Origin of the sequence: Bacillus cereus group sp. Bce019 (assembly GCF_051781745.1) — a bacterium.
Classification (GTDB): domain Bacteria; phylum Bacillota; class Bacilli; order Bacillales; family Bacillaceae_G; genus Bacillus_A; species Bacillus_A cereus.
In genome coordinates this window covers 235517-254255 of sequence record NZ_JBPWJX010000001.1, presented here as the reverse complement: position 1 = coordinate 254255, position 18739 = coordinate 235517, and the positions used below count along the sequence as shown (strand labels likewise).

Here is an 18739-nt window from a genome sequence, read left to right as displayed (position 1 = left end):
TTCATCTCTTCCCCTCTTTTGTTATATGCACAAATAAAGCATGATACGTTGCCATTATCCCTTCATTTCCCGTGAAGTCTCTTTCGTATATGCGAAGCATCGCACGAAAGAGTGAGGGACTTTGACAATATGATTCTTCATTACTATTGGTCGCTCCTACTTTACGAATAGAATGTAGAAACTCCCTAACTTCTGTAAATCTCTCTATGTAACACGTTTCAGAAACATGTACATCCCCTGTTTCTATCTCACATATATGGCGCAACTGATTTTTCGAATAAAAACGTTGCCCAATCGATGTTTCATTTTGTATATTTTTTTCTTCTTTCGCCCGCTGGAACGAAGCATGCAATTCTTGAAATGTTTCCTGTCCAAATGTTGAAAAGAGTAATATCCCCTCTATAGATAAATGACGAAATAAATTTCTTATCACTTGTTTTAAATCATTTAGCCATTGAAATGTGGCATTTGAAATAATGACATCATACGTTTCTTCTAGTCGTAATCTTTCGATATCCTCACAATAAAATGTTACATTGTTTATATTTTGTCTAGTTCTCGCAACTGCAATCATACTTTCAGCAAAATCAATAGCTGTAATTTGTGCTTTCGGAAATAAGTTTGATAATTGCTCTGTAACATATCCTGTCCCGCATCCAAGTTCTAAAATACGTATCGATGAATTTGCACTATATCGCCGATTCAATGTAGAAAGTAATGAATGCGCCATCTTTTTTTGTACATTTGCATATTGATCGTAGGATACAGCTGCCACGTTAAATCGTTTTTGTAGTAACGTTTTGTTAATCATGTCGTATCCCCTCTACAAATTGAATGATTTCATTTGCGCAATATTCGAAATTCGTTACGCATAATGCATGTCCAGCCTCACTTACTACCTTGAGTGTGGCAGTTTCATTCTCAGCCATACTACATGCTGCAGACAATGGGCATATTACATCCCTCTCTCCGTGAATAAGTAGTATAGGGACGTTAATTTCTTTCAATGCTGCTCTCATATCTGTTTCTATTAAATAATCCAAACCGAATTGTAAAGACTGCATAGAATCACCTTTAAAATGTTTTACGATGTCTTCAAAACTTTTATTCTCTTTCAACTCATCTTTCGTAAACATATTTTCATAGAACCGCTTGAGCGTATCTTCTTTCCTTCTCTCCAAATTTCTTTTCAGCCGTTCTACATGCAAAGTATTCCATCCACTACTATAGTCACTTGTATTTGTAAATTTAGCAGTACCACCAATTAGCACGATACCCTTTGCCTTAATTTTTTTATAAGCTTGAATTGCCGCTAATGCTCCTAGTGACCATCCAACTAAAATTACATTTTCATCCTGTGCTACATCTATAATCCTGTTCGCAAACTCACTTTGTTCTTTCACGTTACGCCAATTAATGCATTGAACAGGATATCCTTTAAAATGGGGAAGTACTAAATCCCAAATATTTTCTTCCATTCCCCATCCAGGGATAAAAATAATCTTCAGCTCTTTCATACGAAAAGCTCCTCTTCTTTCGCAATGTGAGTAATTCGGTCAATAGCCCATTTTAAATCAGCTATTGTATGTTGCGATGTAACTGCAAAGCGAATTCGAGAACTATTAATCGGTACAGTTGGCGGACGAATTGCAATAGCTGCAATACCTACCTCTTGTAACCTTTTGCTAAACCGTAAAGCATTTTCATTTGAACCGACTACAATCGGTATAATATGAGTTGAACTATTCCCTATATCAAATCCAGCTTCTCGTAATTTGCTCCTGAAGTATTCTCCATTTGCTATAAGATTCTCTCTTCTCTTATGATCTTCTTGTACAATTTCAATTGCTTTTTGTACCGCTCCTAACGTTCCAGGCGGTAATGCAGTAGTAAAAATAAAACTTCTCATCATATTGTGTAAATACTCTATATAAATTGCATCGCCTGTCAAATACGCACCATAACACCCTAAAGCCTTGCTAAACGTCCCCATATGTATATCAATTTTTTGAGAAAGATCTTTTTCTATATGAGACAACCCTGCTCCATCAATTCCATATATTCCACTCGCATGCGCTTCATCCACTAAAATAATTGCCCCGTATTTCTCTTTCAGCTCTACTAACTCCCTCAAATACGCAGTATCACCATCCATACTAAAAACAGTATCTGTTACGATTAATTTCCGCTTTTCAGGTGACGCTGTTTTCAATAACTTCTCTAAATGATCCAAATCATTATGACGATACCTTTTATGCTCTGCCCCACTTAATATAATTCCATCAACAATGCTTGCGTGATTTAATTTGTCACTAAACACAATATCGTGACGACTCACTAATGAAGAGATCACTCCAATATTTGCGGTATATCCACTATTCACAACTAAGGCTTTTTCAGTGCCTTTCCAATCGCATATACTTCTCTCAACTTCTTCATACAGTGAATAGTTTCCTACCACGAGCCTTGATGCTGTCGCCCCAGTTCCATATTTTCTTGTACATGCGATAGCAGCTTCTTTTAACCTTTCATCTCCAGCTAACCCTAAATAATTATTTGACGCTAAATTTAGCATCCTTTTCTCATCTCGAATAAGCCATGTCTCTTCTGCTTGTTCTGTTACATGCAAATTACGATACTGCTCTCGCTCATGTAATTGTTGCAATTTAGATTGAAGATGTGTGCGCCACGTTTGATTCATTTCGGATAAGCTCCTCTAATTTTGAAATCATTATATATTCTTTAGCAGATTCCAAGACTTCTTCTCTTGTAAACTCACCTGCAAAGAATGGTAATAAACCTAAAACCGGTACCCCACTTAGCTCTTCAATCATTTCTTTATTTTCTTGCACTCTTTCCATTTCGCATTCTTTGCAGCCAGATAAAATGACACCTGCTACTGTTAAACCATATGCCTTTGCGTAAGCGATCGTTAAAACTGTATGATTTACTGTTCCTAATGTAGGGCGTGCTACTACAATAAGTGGAAGTTGTAATTCTTTTGCGAAATCAATTACTAAAGCATCCTCTGTATATGGAACAGCTAATCCACCTGCTCCTTCTACAAGTAGACTATTAAAATCTTTCAATCGTTCATTATAGTGATGAATAATGTCTTTTAACGTTACTGTCCTTCCAGCTCTTTTCATGGCAAGTCTCGGGGCAAGCGGCTCTTCAATAGAGTAAGGGCAAATTTCATCTTCTTTTGTCGGTACACCTGATAATGCCTTTAGCCTTGCTGCATCTCCTTCTGGATTTGATGCAACATGTCCACTTTGTAACGGTTTATATACCCCGATGTTATATCCCAGTTCTCTAAATACACCTGCTAATGCACCGGCGACTACAGTTTTCCCCACTTCAGTATCCGTTGCTGTTATAAAAAAGCCACTCATTATTCTCCCTCCGTAACATCCGAGATTGCTTTATACAAAATACGTAACATATCATCAATCTCATCAATTGTAGAAGCAAGAGGGGGCATAAACACAATCGTATTACCGAGCGGGCGCAAAATCATACCTAGTTCTCTTGAGCGTTTACATACTTGAACACCGACTCTCTCTGTCCATTCAAACGCTTCTTTCGTTTCCTTATTCTTCACAAGTTCAATTCCAACCATTAACCCGCATTGACGAATGTCCCCTACATGTTTATATGCAAAGAGGTCTTCTAATTGCGTCACCACATATTCTGTTTTACGTGCCACCTCTTCTATTAAATTTGTTTTCTCGTATAGTTCTAGATTTGCAATTGCTACCGCACACCCTAACGGATTCCCTGTATAACTATGTCCGTGGAAAAATGTTTTTTGTTCTTCATAGCCTCCTAAAAAGGCATTATAAATTTCATCTGTCGTTACAGTAATTGCAACTGGTAAATATCCGCCTGTTAAACCTTTTCCGGCTGTCAAAATATCCGGTGTTACATTTTCATGTTCACATGCAAACATTTTTCCAGTACGCCCAAATCCAGTCGCTACCTCGTCTGTAATAAATAGAACATTATATTTTGTACATAAATTACGTAGCCCTTTTAAGTATCCTTTTGGCATTGTAATCATACCGCCAGCACCTTGCATTAAAGGTTCTACAATAATCGCCGCAATCTCTTCATGTTTATCTTTCAGCAGCTCTTCCATTTCTTCTAAATGTTTTTTTACAATTTCCTCCTTATTATTTCCATAAGGAGAACGATATGTATATGGATAAGGCATTTTAATTGCTTCAAATAAAAGCGAACTATACACTTGGTGAAACAAGTCTATTGCTCCCACTGAAACAGCTCCAATTGTGTCACCATGATACGCTTCTTTTAATGTAACAAATCTTTGTTTCTTCGTTTTTCCTTTATGCTGCCAATATTGAAAGGCCATCTTAATTGCAATTTCAACAGCGCTAGAACCGGAGTCTGAATAAAACACTTTCTTCAAACCTTCTGGTACAACTTCAATTATTTTTTCGGCTAATAAAATAGATGGAACGTTAGCAAGCCCTAACATAGTAGAATGGGAAATTTTATTTAATTGCTCACGAATTGCCTCATCTAGTTCTGGCACTTGATGTCCATGAACATTTAACCAAATAGACGAAACACCGTCCCAATATTCATTTCCATTTACATCGTATAGCTTTCTTCCCTCTCCCCGTTCAATAATGACAGGATCTTCTTCTAAATAATCCTTCATTTGTGTAAATGGATGCCATACATAGGCTTTATTTTTCTCCGATAACTCTTCATATGTATATGATGGTTTGTCAGTCGTACTCTTACTAAAAGTCACAATTGTCACCCCTAATGTTAACTAGTTTATAAATATAGTTAACATTAAATCTAAATGACTGTCAATTATTTTTAAATCAAGTAGTTCTTAAAAAAGAACAACTTATCATAAGATAAGTTGTTCTACTTTCCATGTTGTATCTTTCCGATTTCTAAAATAATCTCTTCGTCTTTTTTTCCTTCTGTTTCAATTCCAAGTTGTTTTGCATGTTCAATCAATAGATCATGGCGCTTCTCAAATCTTGCGGTATTTACTTCTTTCGCAACCTCTTCTTTTGTTTTTCCTTCCGTAGAAACCCCTAGTTTATCAGCTGCTTTTTCCATCGACTTCTTCTCTTCAGCTTCTTTCGCTTTCTTCACTTCTAACTGCTGTATTTGCTTTTGCTTCGCCTGCTCTGATTCAGCTGCAAAAGCTGTGTAAATGCCAGCACTTCCGCCAATGACTAGTAAAGTGGTAAAAAGAATTATTTTTTTCTTCACTCTTTCCTCCCCTTTCAAATTCATTATAACGCACATTTTCATAGGATTAAAATCGTTCTCCTTTATTTCCCTAAAAAATTATTGAATATTTTTATTGACATGTGAGACGAATATATGATAAAAATTTAACTAACATCATATGAATCGGCATTGATAGGATTTAGTAGTATTTCGATTTCTGCTTTCAGAGAGCTGGTGGTCGGTGCGAACCAGTACAGAGCGAATTATGAATTACCCCCTGGAGCTTCTTTTGCGAAACGTAAGGAGTAGTGAAAGACGGTTATAGACCGTTATATCTAAAGAGTGGTGAAACGACACTGTTTCACAATTTAGGGTGGTACCGCGAACTTTTCGTCCCTGCATATATTGCAGGGGCGTTTTTATTTTATTAGCGCATATCATACGACCCTTTATTTTGTGATACATTCATTTCACAAGCTAGGGTGGTACCGCGATTTCTTCGTCCCTGCATAATTATATGCAGGGACGTTTTTTTATCCATTCATTTCCGTATCATATTAAAGAAACAACAATTACCGGTAATTTGTCACAAAATTCTAAAATTTAGAAGGAAATAAACAATATTGGCGAATTTTATATAAAAAAGAGCTATTTTAGATTACTTAGGAGGGGAAAACAATGGTTTCAAAAATTGAATCTGTTCTTTTAACAGTATTTATCTTTTTCTGCATTGGCTTTAGTGTTATTCAATTAGAAGTTTCACCACACATCCCAATTTTATTTGGTATCGTTTTTTTATTAGCATTTGGATTTATGAAAAAAATTGATTGGTCTACGATGGAAAAAGGAATGATAAGTAGTATTTCAGCTGGTATTCCATCTATTTTTATATTCTTACTTGTAGGCGTATTAATTAGTGTTTGGATCGCTGCTGGAACAATTCCAACTTTAATGGTATACGGCTTCCAGCTTGTATCCCCAAAAATTTTCATTCCAACTGTTTTTGTTGTTTGTGCAATTGTTGGAACAAGTATCGGTAGTGCCTTTACAACTGCCGCAACTGTAGGACTTGCCTTTATGGGCATGGGTAGTGCTCTCGGATACGATCCTGCTCTAATCGCTGGTGCAATTATTTCTGGTGCATTCTTTGGAGATAAAATGTCTCCTTTATCTGATACAACAAATTTAGCGCCAGCTGTAACGGGTGTAGATTTATTTGAGCATATTCGTAACATGCTTTGGACAACAGTTCCAGCTTTCATTATTGCTTTTATCGCATTTTTCATTTTAGGAAGCGGTACTAGTGGAGACGTTGACTTCACAAACTTCATTAGCACATTAGAGAAAAATGCAACGATTTCTATCTTTACACTTATTCCAATTTTATTACTGTTCCTATTCGCATTTAAAAAAGTTCCAGCAGTTCCAACATTACTTGCTGGAATTATAGTAGGGATCATTATCCTATTTATATTTAAACCTAGTACTTCTTTAACTGATTTAATGAAAATTATGCAAGACGGTTACGTTTCTAAAACGGGTATGAAAGATATTGATAGCTTATTATCTCGCGGTGGCCTGCAAAGTATGATGATGTCAATCGCTCTTATTTTCCTAGCTCTTTGTATGGGAGGATTATTACAAGGAATGGGTATTATTACGCAGCTAATGAATATCATCTCTAGCTTCGTAAAAACTAGCACACGCTTAATTATTTCTACTGCTTCAACTGCAATCGGTGTGAACTTCTTACTTGGTGAGCAGTACTTATCTATCGTTTTAACAGGACAAGCATTCGCTAATAAATATGATGAAGTCGGTTTAGAACGTCGTAATTTATCACGTGTATTAGAAGATGCAGGTACAGTTATTAACCCGCTCGTACCATGGGGAGTAAGTGGCGTATTCTTATCGAACGTCCTTGGCGTTCCAACTTTTGATTACGTTCCATTCGCAATCTTCTGCTTAGCTTGTCCAGTTGTAACAATTATCGTCGGCTTTACTGGATTTGGCCTTTCATGGAAGAAGGAAAAAGCTGTAACACTTTCATAATATATCAAAAAGGATTACCTGAATCGGTAATCCTTTTTATATTTCTCCACTATCTATTTGCTTTCTTTCTTCTAAATAACAGAAGGAATCCTGCTCCAACAAACGCCAAACCTGCTCCAATTGTAGAAACAACACTTGTACCTGTTTTCGGTAAATCACGTTCTTCTTTCTTTTCACTTACAGTTGTTGTTTCTTTTACGTTTTGATTATCCGTTGTAGTTTGTCCAGATCCTGTATTATTACCTTCATCTGTTGGTGGTGTCGTTGGATTTTCTCCATTATTTCCTTCACCTGTTGGTGGTGTCGTTGGATTTTCTCCATTATTTCCTTCACTTGTTGGTGGTGTCGTTGGATTTTCTCCATTATTTCCTTCACCTGTTGGCGGTGTTGTTGGATTCTCTCCACCAGTTTCTTTATCATCATCGTTCTTCTTCGTTATATCAATTGCATATTTAGCAAATTCATTTTCAGATGGTCCAACATATGATATTTTTCCATCTTTCTTTATATACTTTTGTGCATTTGGTGAAGAATCGAATGTTGTATGTAATTTATCGGCAACAATCGGTTTAAACGTCCAATTTTTATCTGCTGCTGGATCAATAACTGGCGTTTCTTGCATATACTTCACAATGATTTGACGCGTTTCATCTTGTGATTGGTATACAACCTCCCCTTTGCTTACACCCGGGAACGTTTGGCTACTTCCACGATAGTTATTTGTAGCGACGATAAACTCTTGATTGTCAGCTACTGGCTTACCTTCATATGTCATATTTATAATACGATTCGTATTAGCATTTATAACTTTTCCATCTTTATCGTATTTCGCTGGTTGTGTTACATCAATTTCGTATTTTAAGCCATCTAAAATATCAAAGTTATATGTAGGGTATCCGATATTTACTAATGGCTGTTCTTCTGTTTTCTTTGGATCAATTTGATTAAACTGACCTGCAGACATTTCAAGCCATTCTTTTACTTGTGCCCCATTTACTTTTACAGCATATAACGTATTTGGATATACATATAAATCTGCAACATTTTTAATCGCTAACGTTCCAGCTGGAATATCCGTATAATATGTAGCACCGTTTCGGCCACCCGCTTTAAATGGTGCTCCTGCAGATAAAACTGGAATTCCTTTATATTTGCTGTACTGTCCATTTTCAGCAAATAACTTTTCTACATACCATTTTTGTGCATTTGTCACAAGTTGTACAGAAGGATCATCTTGTACTAATGAGAAATAACTATTAATTGGCGCTGTCGTTTTTCCTACAGCAGTATTCACATAATCAATTGTCGCTTGGTGATCATCTTTAATTTCATTAACTAAATTTTGATCAGATTGTACGAGTGGGTTTCCTTTACTATCAGCAATCGGACGAAGTTGCGGCTTCGATTGCTCTTTTTGTACTTCCCATTTTCCATTTACTTTTTTCAATTGCATATCTATAATACCTAAGTTACTTCCAAAGACACCAGGCATTACAACTGGAACACCATTAAATACGTCCTTCACTTCAGTATGTGAATGTCCCATTAATACCGCATCTACACCAGGAACTTCTGTTAAATAATACGATGCGTTTTCCATGCCAACATTGTAACCACTCTTATCAACACCTGAATGCGCTAGTGCAACGATAACATCGGCACCTTCTGCTTTCATTTTTGGCACCATTTTTTTCGCTGTTTCAACTATATCTTTTGCTTTCACTTTTCCTTCTAGATTTGCTTTATCCCAGTTCATAACTTGAGGTGGAACAAATCCCATTACGCCAATTTTCACTTTTTGTTTTTGACCTGATTCATCTTCTACTTCTTTTTCAAAAACATGATATGGTTTAAAGTAATTTTGATCATTCTCTTCATTATTATCTTTATCATCTTTATAGACGTTCGAGTTAATAACCGGGAATTCTGTTTTACTAATTACTTTGTTTAAATAATCTAAACCGTAGTTAAATTCATGATTCCCAAGAGAGATGACGTCATACTTCATTAAATTCATTAAACGATATAATGGGTGCGTATAACTAGGATCCACAGGCTTCTTCGGATCATTTATTTTATTCGCTACATAATCTCCAAGCGGTGTCCCTTGTAATGCATCCCCATCATCAAACAGGACAGAGTTCTTCGCTTCTTCACGCGCTTTATTCACAAGTGTTGCAGTTTGCACGAGACCTACTTTATTATCGGTTTTCGTTTGATAATAATCGTAATTCATTAAGTTAACGTGAATATCTGATGTTTCTAGAATTCGTAAGTTAACTGTACTCTCCCCAGTGTTCTCATCTGCATGAGCTGTTGCTGGCATTACTTGCGGTGCCATTACACCAATCGCAAGAGTTGCTCCAGCTAGCATTTTTTTTGACTTTTTCACAAAAAATCCCCCTTATACAATTACCAGAAATAATGAAATGAATCCCTATCTGTCTCTAACCACATACCTTTTTTCTTCTATTAGAGACACAATTTTCATTTCACCCTGCGCTAACGAGTAGTCCCCTTAAACGCTCGATTGATGAAGACTAACAATTAATAGGAAATAAAGCTCCCACTAATTAAAATTTCACCTTATCTGACATTATCATATATAAAGTTCTTTCCTATCGTCAATATTTTTTGACAAACTTCAACAAATTTTCTGTAAAGTTATTATAAACTTTTCATAAACATATAATATGCCCTTACATTGCTAATACTGCTGAATATGATACAATTACCAATTACAAGGAGGATGAATTTATGAAAAAAGTCATCTTAACAATTGTTTGTCTCCTCCTTCTGATCATTTCTTATTCTTATTTTGAAAAGAACGACGAGACAAAACAAAATGAACCCGAAGAAAAAACAGAAAAAACATCTACTCCAAGTTGGATTGATAAGCAAACAAACGATTCCTTTTATCATCTCGTACTAGGTGATTCGCTCGCCAAAGGATATGGATCAACACAAGGTGGATTTGCTGAATTAGCCTCTAAACAAATAGAAGCACAAATTCATAAACCAATTACTGTAGAAAACCTTGGGATAAACGGTCTTACAACAGATCGTCTCGCTAAAAAAGTTCAATCAGAAGATGTAAAGCAAAAAATTAGAGCAGCAAATATCATTACAATTAATATTGGGGGAAATAATTTATTTCGCTTAAATCGTGATGTCGGTGTTATAGACGGTATTAAAATGTTAAATAAAGAAAAAGCTCATTTTGAAGCGGATGTAAAAAATATTGTAAAGACAGTCCGAGATCAAAATCCGGATGCTTTACTCATTCTTTCTGAACTCTATAACCCGTTACAACTCGATGACTCCATCGCAAGTTATGCAGATATGTTTTTAGACGGCTGGAATGAATCCGTTTATTCCATTGCAAAAGTGAATAAACCATCTATCGTTTTGCCAATTCGTAAATTAATATCGAATGATAAAAAAGAATTGCTCTTTGACCAAGTACACCCAAATGATAAAGGCTATACGATTATTGCCGATTCATTTACAAAAAAAGTATTGGCCTACAAATATTAAAATTCCCATGAAACAATTCTATTTTTATAACATGTCTTTTTTGTTACAATGATAGTGGAAGGGGGCCTTTATATGGAATCACGCGAGTGGGAACGTATTGTTGATCATCTTCTTTCGCTAGTGCCTCTTTTTTATCGCAAATTTATGCTTCCTGGAGAATTTTCTTCTCAAAGACATATGCCGCCATCACATACACAAGTATTACTGCTTTTGCATGAAAACGGCACATTAGCAGTTTCCGAAATCGGCAAGCGGCTAGCGATTTCACGGCCTAACATGACACCTCTATTAAACAAACTTATTCAAGAAGAACTAATAGAGCGTCATTATAGCGAAAAAGATCGACGGGTCATTTTAATTTCCCTAACAGCTGAAGGGAAATTATTAGTAAATCAGTATCAGCAATTCATTTTAGACAAACTAAAAGAAAATTTCCAAACATTATCTGAGGAAGAGCGCGAAAAGCTCATTCATTCTCTTCAAACCATTCAAAATTTAATTTTGAAAACAAACGTATAAAGCTGCTTCTAAATAGAAGCAGCTTTATGATTCGTAATAGTTACCATAGTACACATTGGAATATGGCCATGTTGTTAAATATGGTTTTTTTTCCTGTGTAGGCTGTTGTTGTGGTAATTGTGGTATTTGTGATAATTGCTGTAATTGTTGTTGCCGATATAATTCGTATTGTCTACTCGTATCATAAACCGGATAATAATTTACATATGGATATACTTGAGGTACGTAATAATAATACATTATCCTCTCCTCCTTTTTCTTAAACATATTCAAAGGAGAAAATGGATGTGACATTGTTTATAATTGTACAAGTGGTTCTCTCACTCGTTTCTTCCTTTTCTTCAAGCGTAACTTACGGTTCTTTTCGTATAAATAATGCACAACGAAATACGAAATGAGACCAAACACAACTCCTAAAATCGTCATTCCAATTAATACATACACTTCACTTTGTAATAAGCTCTTTAATATCGTAAAAATGTGACTTGAAAACAAGTCCGATATCTTAAATGGTTCATGATGAATTTTCTGTACATGAAATGGATAAATCATTTTTCCTAGCGCATACGCAAGCGGAAATAAAAATACTGGGAGAAACGATATTTTCCCAATAATATTGCCAATAACTGCCGCAGGAAAAGATCCCTTTGCTAACCTGACGATTGGATAAAATATTACATATACGAGCGATGCCGTATAAATGACTAACATTTCTAAGCCGAATCCTATAGCAAACCCTAACGATACTTTCTTTGCGCCTTCTGGCGATCGAAGCAACTTATAATATTGAAACTTTAATATTCTCCACATCCGCTGAAAAAACGAATATGTTTTCTTAGTTGTTTTCACCCTCATCATCTCTTTAACTATATTTTTATATGTAGTATGTCCTTACACACTCTGAAAAACAAATTTAGTTTTCTCTTTTATTATAAATGATATCGAAATGGTTAACTAAATATACATATGACATTTTAATATAAAAAAACCTCCCTTTTAGGAAGGCTCTTCTACATTTTTAAATAAACTCACTAATAACGCTTTTTGAGCATGCAATCGATTACCAGCTTGCTCAAAGACGATAGACTGCGGTCCATCTATAATTTCTCCTGTTACTTCTTCTTCACGATGGGCAGGTAAACAGTGTAAGAAACGATATGTTTGCTTCGCATGCTTAACAAGTTCGTTATTGATTTGATAAGGTTGAAATAAAGTATATTTCTCTTCTTCGCCCTCTTGCCCCATGCTCATCCAAACGTCAGTATAAATGAAATCTGCTTCATTCACCGCTAATTCAGGATTATGCAAAACTTCAATCTCAGCTCCTGTTTCCTTGGCAATCGCTAACGCTTTTTTTACAATCTCTTCATTCGGTTCATATCCTACAGGCGTTGCAACAGTCATATGCATTCCGACTTTTGCACTCGCTAGCAACAATGAATGACATACATTATTTCCGTCACCTACGTAAGCCAATTTTATTCCTTTAAATGTATTTGTTTCTTCATATATTGTCATGAGGTCTGCCAATGCTTGACAAGGATGATGATCATCCGTTAAACCGTTAATAACAGGAATACTCGATTCTTTTGCAAGCTCTTCTACATCCGCGTGCGAGAATGTACGTATCATAATCCCGTCAATATACTGCGATAATACTTTCGCAGTATCTGAAACAGTTTCTCCTCTTCCCATTTGCATCTCTTTTCCACTTAAAAACATACCATGTCCCCCGAGTTGTACCATTCCCGCTTCAAAAGATACACGAGTACGAGTTGAATGCTTATCAAAAATAAGCCCCAATATTTTGCCTTGTAATAAAGGCTCTTGCTTATTCTTTTTTAAATATATAGCGAACTCAATTAAAGAAATAATTTCTTCTTTCGTTAATTCTTCTAGTGTTAAAAGATCTTTCGTATTTAATTTCGGTACTTGTACAGTTGACATGAAACTTCCCCCTTATATGATTGATACGTTTTTTGTACAAACTACTTTTTTTATTATATATACTGCCTGTTCTAACTCTTCATTCGTGACAATGAGTGGCGGTAATAGTCTTATAACATTAGGGCCTGCTTGTAATACGAGAAGTCCTTCGTTTTCTAGTTGTTCTATAAAACTTGCAACTTCATGCTTACACTCAATCCCAATCATAAGCCCTTTACCACGTATATTTTGAATACATTCGACATGCTGTAATTCCTCTTGCAACTTCTCTAATACGTACTCACCTTTTTCTTGTACTTCTTTTAAAAACGATGGTCTTTTACTTACTTGCAATACTTCTTTCGCTGCAGCCATCGCGATGTAATTCCCGCCAAAAGTTGAACCGTGTGATCCTGCAGTAAACGACGTTCCGAGCTCTTTCCCGCCAATCATCGCTCCGACAGGAATCCCATTCCCAAGTGCCTTTGCAACGGTAACGATATCAGGCTCTATTCCAACTTGTTCATAAGCGAATAGTGTTCCAGTTCTTCCTATCCCCGTTTGTACTTCGTCTATAATAAATAAGGAACCGAACTTATTACATAATGTTTCAATCTCTTTCAAAAAAGATAGATCAGCAGGTATTACTCCTCCCTCTCCTTGAACAACTTCTACCATTACCGCCGCAACTTCTTCATTCATTACTTCCTCTAATGCTTTAATATCGTTAAAAGGGATATGTAAAAAAGATGGAAGTAATGGACCAAACCCTTCTTTCACCTTATCTTGGCCCGTTGCACTCATCGTTCCAAATGTTCTACCGTGAAAAGACTGCTGGCATGTTACGACAAGAGATTTTCCAGTATGTTTACGTGCTAACTTTAAAGCCGCTTCATTTGCCTCTGCCCCACTATTACAGAAAAACACATAATCTAATGCTCTATTTTCTGTTAATAATGACGCAACTTCTTCTTGTAAGCTGTTTGTAAACAGGTTAGATATATGCCATATATCATCAAGTTGCTCTTGTACACCTTTGAGAACAGTAGGGTGACAATGTCCTAAATTACATACGCCAATTCCTGATGTGAAATCTAAATATTCCTTACCGTTATTATCAATAACTTTCGTTCCAGTTCCCTTTACAAACTCAATAGTTCTTCTGCCATACGTTTGAAAAAGGTGACTCGTCATGCAATACTCACGCCTTTCGTTACCGTCGTTCCAATACACTCTCCCGTAACCTCAGTAAAATCTTTTGTACCATTCACAATACTTATCTTTTGCACTCCCATTTTTAATGATGCTAGTGCCGCCTGTACTTTCGGAATCATCCCACCTGTAATAACACCTGTTTCTATAAAAGTAGCAATTTCAGATTCATCCGTTTCCTTTACCAAATTCCCTTCATGTAATATTCCATCTACATCCGTAATAAAAATCAGCTCTTTTGCCCCTAACGCGGCCGCAATCCCAGCTGCAGCATTGTCCGCATTTATGTTATAAATTTCATTACCATTTACCCCGATTGGAGCAATAACAGGAATATACCCTATATTTATTAATCCTTTTAATAAGGCTGTTTCTACATAACTTACTTCTCCCACATATCCTATCTCCTCGCTGACAGGTTGAACTTGAAGTAAATTGCCGTCACACCCTGAACAACCTACAGCAAGTAAATTATGCTTTTGTAAATTCATTACGAATTTTTTATTCGTACTTCCGCATAGCACCATTTGAACAACATCCATAACTTCTTTTGGTGTTATCCGTAATCCATCTCTTTTTTCTACGTTGATGTTACAATCTTTTAATTTGGCATCAATTTCTGGTCCACCACCATGAACAATCACTACTTTATACTTCTGTTGCAATTTCTTTATACATTCAAAAAACACATCATTTAATTGATTCAACATACTACCGCCGCATTTCACTACAATATAATCGCTCATCTTCTCTCTCCTTATGTACGATAACAAGCATTTATTTTCACATATTCATAGCTTAAGTCACAGCCCCAAGCTGATCCTGTCTCTTCACCTAAGTGTAAGTACACATTAATGACTATTTCATCTTCTTGTAATCTCTCTTTCATTTCTTCTTCAGAAAATATTTGAGGCTCACTATTTTTTAATACCGATATAGATTGAAGAGTAATGTCAATTGTGTTCGGATTAATAACTACTTCACTTTGTCCAATACTGCTAATAATTCGCCCCCAGTTTGGGTCTTCACCATGTATTGCTGTTTTCACAAGACTCGAACCGACTATTTGCTTTGCAATTTTTTTTGCCTCTTCATTCGTTTGAGCTCCTAGCACATTTACTTCTATTAACTTCGTAGCGCCTTCACCATCTTGCGCAATTTTTTTCGCTAAATCTTCACATACCTTCTGTAAAGCACATACGAAAGTTTCCCAATCTGTATGTTCCATATTTATCGGTCTTGTTTCTGATAATCCACTTGCCATAACGATGACCATATCATTCGTAGAAGTATCTCCATCTACCGTAATTTGATTAAATGTATGATTCGTAATTTGGGATAACACTGTTTGCAATACGTCATGCTCTATATGAGCATCTGTCGTAATAAAACTAAGCATCGTTGCCATATTCGGATGAATCATCCCTGAACCTTTTGCAACACCCGCAATCGCCACTTTCTTCCCATCAATAATCATTTCATAGCAAGTTTCTTTCGTGATAAGATCCGTCGTTAAAATTGCTTCAGAAAAAGAATACGCTCCACTTTCTTCCTTCGTCGGTATAAGAGTTGCAATCCCCTTTCGGATTATATCCATCGGCAGTGGAACACCAATTACACCTGTTGAAGCTACTGCAACGTAATTTTCTTTCACTCCAAAATGTTCCGCCCCTAACGCGCGCATCTCGTATGCGTCTTGTAATCCTTGCATTCCAGTACAAGCATTTGCATTTCCACTATTAACGATAATTGCTTGTAACTTCCCTTCTGCCGTTATACTATCCTTCGTTACTTGCAAAGGGGCTGCTTGTATTTGATTCGTTGTATACACAGCGGCACATGATGCTGGTACGTCACAAACGATTGCCCCTAAATCCTTTTTCTCCTTTTTCAGACCATTTACAGTACCAATTGCCGAAAAGCCTTTAGGCGTTACAATTGAACCATTTTCTAATTTTGTAATAGACGCTACTTTAATCATCATGTCCCCCTTATAGATAAAGCGGCATATGTTGTAAACCTGTTGTCTCTTCTAGTCCCGCTATTATGTTTGCATTTTGAATCGCTTGCCCAGCCGCGCCTTTCATCATATTATCTATAACAGAAACGACCGTAACTCTTTCAGTTCTTTCATCGTAAGCTATGCCAATATCACAATAATTTGAGCCTCTCACTTCTTTTGGACTTGGAAATTTCCCTTGCGTACAAATTCGGATGAAAGACGATTGTTCATACGTTTCTTCATACAATTTTTGAAGTTGCTTTATTTCCATCTTTTGTTTTACTTTTGCATAAAGTGTAATCATAATTCCTCGTGATATCGGTATTAAATGTGTGCTAAATGTAATTGGCTGTGATCCATTATTCCATTCTGTAAGCATTTGCTCAATCTCTGGAACGTGCTGATGCTCATTCACTTTATAAATGTGCAAGTTATCATATAGCTCAGGAAAGTGAGTCATTGTTGTTGGTGTTTTACCTGCTCCTGATACCCCTGATTTCGCATCAATAATAATCGAATCTTCTTCAATCATGCCGCTACGTATTAACGGCGCTATCGCTAGCAATGTGGCTGTAGCAAAACATCCTGGGTTTGCAATTAAATTTGCCTTTTGAATCCCAGTCCTCTTCCATTCACTTAACCCATACACTGCTTTTCTAAGAATTTCTTCTTTCGCTGCTGGCCTTTTATACCACAGTTCATATGACGAAGGATCTATCATACGAAAGTCTCCAGATAGGTCAATTACTTTTAAACCTTCTGCTAATAACTTGGGAGTTAACTCCGCCGATACTCCTGCTGGTGTTGCTAGAAATACGATTTCTGCTTCTTTCCCTATTGTCTCCACATCGATTTCTTGTAACGTATGAAAAAGGACATTTCGAAGATGCGGATATACATTTGTTATACACTCACCAACTTGCGAAAAAGAATGAAGAGATGCTATCGAAAAATATGGATGTTGTTCTAATAAACGAATTAACTCAATGCCCCCATATCCAGTGGCTCCAATAATTGCGACTTTCATAAGTTCCTCCTCAAATCGATTCTTTAAATTAAGTATGATTATAATATTGTATATTTATAGAGTCAATTAAATATTTATAAATTTTTAAAAGTGAAAAAACTTAATTTTACTAGAAAAACATTACACACAACCGAATTTTTATACAAAAATAGTGCATGGTAGTTTTTTTATTTCACTTCAAGTACAATAAAACAATACATACGTACATACAGGCGGGAAAAAATATGAACGAAAAATTAATTGAGAAAATGATTATAAAAAGTTTTCAGCAATATCAATGCAGTCCAATATCAAAAGAAGATCAGGAAATGCTAGTGAAACATATTCAAACGGTGACTCATTCAAATATTGAAATTGATTTATACGAGGAGATTGAGGATATTGTTTATGATTATGTGACTGGAAAACAATAAAAAATAGGAGATTTCCATGTGGAAATCTCCTATTTTTTACTTAATGATTTACCTGCTACACGTTCAAACAAACCTGGGAATAAAGCATAAAGTTTTGGACCAATTCCCATCCACTTCGGTAAGTTTACTTCACGTTTTTTCGTGTGCATCGACTTTACGATTTGTTCTGCTACGTATGTTGGTTTTAACATGTAACGTCCCATATTCTTTACATATGTACCAGATTGATCCGCTATTTCAAAAAAGTTTGTATCTATCGGACCTGGATTAATTGCTGTAACATAAATATCTGTATTCGCTAATTCCATGCGTAAACTATTCGTAAATCCTAATACAGCATGTTTCGTTGCTGCATACGCACTTGATTTCGGAGTTGCAATTTTTCCAGCAAGTGAAGCAATATTAATAATATGTCCTTCATTCTTGTTTACCATATAAGGTAGTACCGCTTTCGTACATGCTACTAATCCAAATACATTTACTTGGAACATATCTTTTACTTCACCCATTGACGCATCTTCAAACGTTTTAAAAATACCAAATCCCGCATTGTTTACTAATATATCAATACGTCCCACTTCTTGTAATACCTTTGAAAAAACAGACTGTACTTCCATCTCTTCACTTACATCTAATACATAATAATAGCAAAGCGTATTATAAGTTTCTTTAATTTTGTCTACTAACGCTTGTAGTTTCTCTTCTGTTCGAGCCATTAATACTGGAGTCGCTCCCTGTGCTGCAACTTGCATTGCAACTTGCTCACCAATCCCACTAGAAGCACCTGTAATGACGATTACTTTATTTTGTAAACGTCCTGTCATTGCT

General features: G+C 36.0%; 19 protein-coding genes and 1 other annotated feature. Of the genes, 4 read left to right on the top strand and 15 right to left on the bottom strand.

Annotation, left to right across the window (positions count from 1 at the left end):
• Nucleotide 1 precedes the first annotated feature (1 nt).
• The 6 genes from bioC to ACS2QP_RS01400 form a co-directional block, all read right to left on the bottom strand.
• Entirely contained in the window at nucleotides 2-811 is an 810-nt protein-coding gene (bioC, locus tag ACS2QP_RS01425) for a malonyl-ACP O-methyltransferase BioC (RefSeq protein WP_000608932.1), read from the bottom strand.
• Nucleotides 804-1517: an alpha/beta fold hydrolase gene (locus ACS2QP_RS01420; protein ID WP_000661275.1), complete on the bottom strand. Its 714-nt coding sequence runs from the start codon at nucleotides 1515-1517 to the stop codon at nucleotides 804-806. The genes bioC and ACS2QP_RS01420 overlap by 8 nt, the downstream gene beginning before the upstream one ends.
• The gene (gene bioF / locus ACS2QP_RS01415) at nucleotides 1514-2701 is read right to left on the bottom strand and encodes an 8-amino-7-oxononanoate synthase (RefSeq protein ID WP_001077309.1); all 1188 of its coding nucleotides are present in this window, start codon (nucleotides 2699-2701) and stop codon (nucleotides 1514-1516) included. Before bioF ends, ACS2QP_RS01420 begins: the two co-directional genes overlap by 4 nt.
• The gene (bioD, locus tag ACS2QP_RS01410; RefSeq protein WP_000012488.1) at nucleotides 2667-3395 is read right to left on the bottom strand and encodes an ATP-dependent dethiobiotin synthetase BioD; all 729 of its coding nucleotides are present in this window, start codon (nucleotides 3393-3395) and stop codon (nucleotides 2667-2669) included. Before bioD ends, bioF begins: the two co-directional genes overlap by 35 nt.
• Nucleotides 3395-4783, bottom strand: a complete 1389-nt coding sequence (gene bioA / locus ACS2QP_RS01405) for an adenosylmethionine--8-amino-7-oxononanoate transaminase (protein WP_438882104.1) — start codon at nucleotides 4781-4783, stop codon at nucleotides 3395-3397. The genes bioD and bioA overlap by 1 nt, the downstream gene beginning before the upstream one ends.
• Nucleotides 4784-4905: 122 nt before the next feature.
• Nucleotides 4906-5262 (bottom strand): hypothetical protein, encoded by a 357-nt coding sequence (locus ACS2QP_RS01400; RefSeq protein WP_000726889.1) that lies wholly within the window; start codon nucleotides 5260-5262, stop codon nucleotides 4906-4908.
• Between the two features lie 141 nt (nucleotides 5263-5403).
• Nucleotides 5404-5624, top strand: a binding site (T-box leader).
• 277 nt (nucleotides 5625-5901) lie between these two features.
• Here ACS2QP_RS01400 and nhaC point away from each other — a divergent pair.
• The gene (gene nhaC, locus ACS2QP_RS01395; protein WP_000253748.1) at nucleotides 5902-7275 is read left to right on the top strand and encodes a Na+/H+ antiporter NhaC; all 1374 of its coding nucleotides are present in this window, start codon (nucleotides 5902-5904) and stop codon (nucleotides 7273-7275) included.
• 49 nt (nucleotides 7276-7324) lie between these two features.
• On the opposite strand, the gene cpdB is transcribed toward nhaC, so the two are convergent.
• Nucleotides 7325-9667 (bottom strand): bifunctional 2',3'-cyclic-nucleotide 2'-phosphodiesterase/3'-nucleotidase, encoded by a 2343-nt coding sequence (gene cpdB / locus ACS2QP_RS01390; protein WP_438882103.1) that lies wholly within the window; start codon nucleotides 9665-9667, stop codon nucleotides 7325-7327.
• A 365-nt stretch (nucleotides 9668-10032) separates the two neighbouring features.
• On the opposite strand from cpdB, the gene ACS2QP_RS01385 reads away from it, so the two are divergent.
• Both ACS2QP_RS01385 and ACS2QP_RS01380 read left to right on the top strand, forming a co-directional pair.
• Nucleotides 10033-10812: a GDSL-type esterase/lipase family protein gene (locus tag ACS2QP_RS01385; RefSeq protein ID WP_326263884.1), complete on the top strand. Its 780-nt coding sequence runs from the start codon at nucleotides 10033-10035 to the stop codon at nucleotides 10810-10812.
• A gap of 72 nt (nucleotides 10813-10884) precedes the next feature.
• Nucleotides 10885-11331: a MarR family winged helix-turn-helix transcriptional regulator gene (locus tag ACS2QP_RS01380; RefSeq protein WP_000445819.1), complete on the top strand. Its 447-nt coding sequence runs from the start codon at nucleotides 10885-10887 to the stop codon at nucleotides 11329-11331.
• Between the two features lie 24 nt (nucleotides 11332-11355).
• On the opposite strand, the gene ACS2QP_RS01375 is transcribed toward ACS2QP_RS01380, so the two are convergent.
• The 7 genes from ACS2QP_RS01375 to argC all read right to left on the bottom strand — a co-directional run bounded on the left by ACS2QP_RS01375 (nucleotide 11356) and on the right by argC (nucleotide 17498).
• A complete protein-coding gene (locus ACS2QP_RS01375; RefSeq protein WP_000291956.1) occupies nucleotides 11356-11571 on the bottom strand; it encodes a hypothetical protein in 216 nt (71 codons plus the stop codon).
• A gap of 57 nt (nucleotides 11572-11628) precedes the next feature.
• Complete coding sequence (locus ACS2QP_RS01370) at nucleotides 11629-12189, bottom strand: DUF2062 domain-containing protein (RefSeq protein ID WP_002026296.1); 561 nt, start codon at nucleotides 12187-12189, stop codon at nucleotides 11629-11631.
• A 138-nt stretch (nucleotides 12190-12327) separates the two neighbouring features.
• Nucleotides 12328-13278, bottom strand: coding sequence for an ornithine carbamoyltransferase (gene argF / locus ACS2QP_RS01365; RefSeq protein ID WP_326263885.1), 951 nt, complete (start codon nucleotides 13276-13278; stop codon nucleotides 12328-12330).
• A 12-nt stretch (nucleotides 13279-13290) separates the two neighbouring features.
• Nucleotides 13291-14451 (bottom strand): acetylornithine transaminase, encoded by a 1161-nt coding sequence (locus ACS2QP_RS01360; RefSeq protein ID WP_326263886.1) that lies wholly within the window; start codon nucleotides 14449-14451, stop codon nucleotides 13291-13293.
• Complete coding sequence (gene argB / locus ACS2QP_RS01355) at nucleotides 14448-15215, bottom strand: acetylglutamate kinase (RefSeq protein ID WP_326263887.1); 768 nt, start codon at nucleotides 15213-15215, stop codon at nucleotides 14448-14450. The genes ACS2QP_RS01360 and argB overlap by 4 nt, the downstream gene beginning before the upstream one ends.
• A gap of 11 nt (nucleotides 15216-15226) precedes the next feature.
• Complete coding sequence (argJ, locus tag ACS2QP_RS01350; protein ID WP_332284721.1) at nucleotides 15227-16450, bottom strand: bifunctional glutamate N-acetyltransferase/amino-acid acetyltransferase ArgJ; 1224 nt, start codon at nucleotides 16448-16450, stop codon at nucleotides 15227-15229.
• A gap of 10 nt (nucleotides 16451-16460) precedes the next feature.
• On the bottom strand, nucleotides 16461-17498 hold the full coding sequence (gene argC, locus ACS2QP_RS01345; protein ID WP_332284723.1) for an N-acetyl-gamma-glutamyl-phosphate reductase: 1038 nt from the start codon (nucleotides 17496-17498) through the stop codon (nucleotides 16461-16463).
• Nucleotides 17499-17722: 224 nt separating this feature from the next.
• Between argC and ACS2QP_RS01340 the strand changes: the two genes are divergently transcribed.
• Entirely contained in the window at nucleotides 17723-17911 is a 189-nt protein-coding gene (locus ACS2QP_RS01340) for a YqzH family protein (RefSeq protein WP_001003222.1), read from the top strand.
• A 29-nt stretch (nucleotides 17912-17940) separates the two neighbouring features.
• Here the strand turns inward: ACS2QP_RS01340 and ACS2QP_RS01335 are convergent, their stop codons facing one another.
• Nucleotides 17941-18735 (bottom strand): SDR family NAD(P)-dependent oxidoreductase, encoded by a 795-nt coding sequence (locus tag ACS2QP_RS01335; RefSeq protein ID WP_332284725.1) that lies wholly within the window; start codon nucleotides 18733-18735, stop codon nucleotides 17941-17943.
• Between the last annotated feature and the right edge of the window lie 4 nt (nucleotides 18736-18739).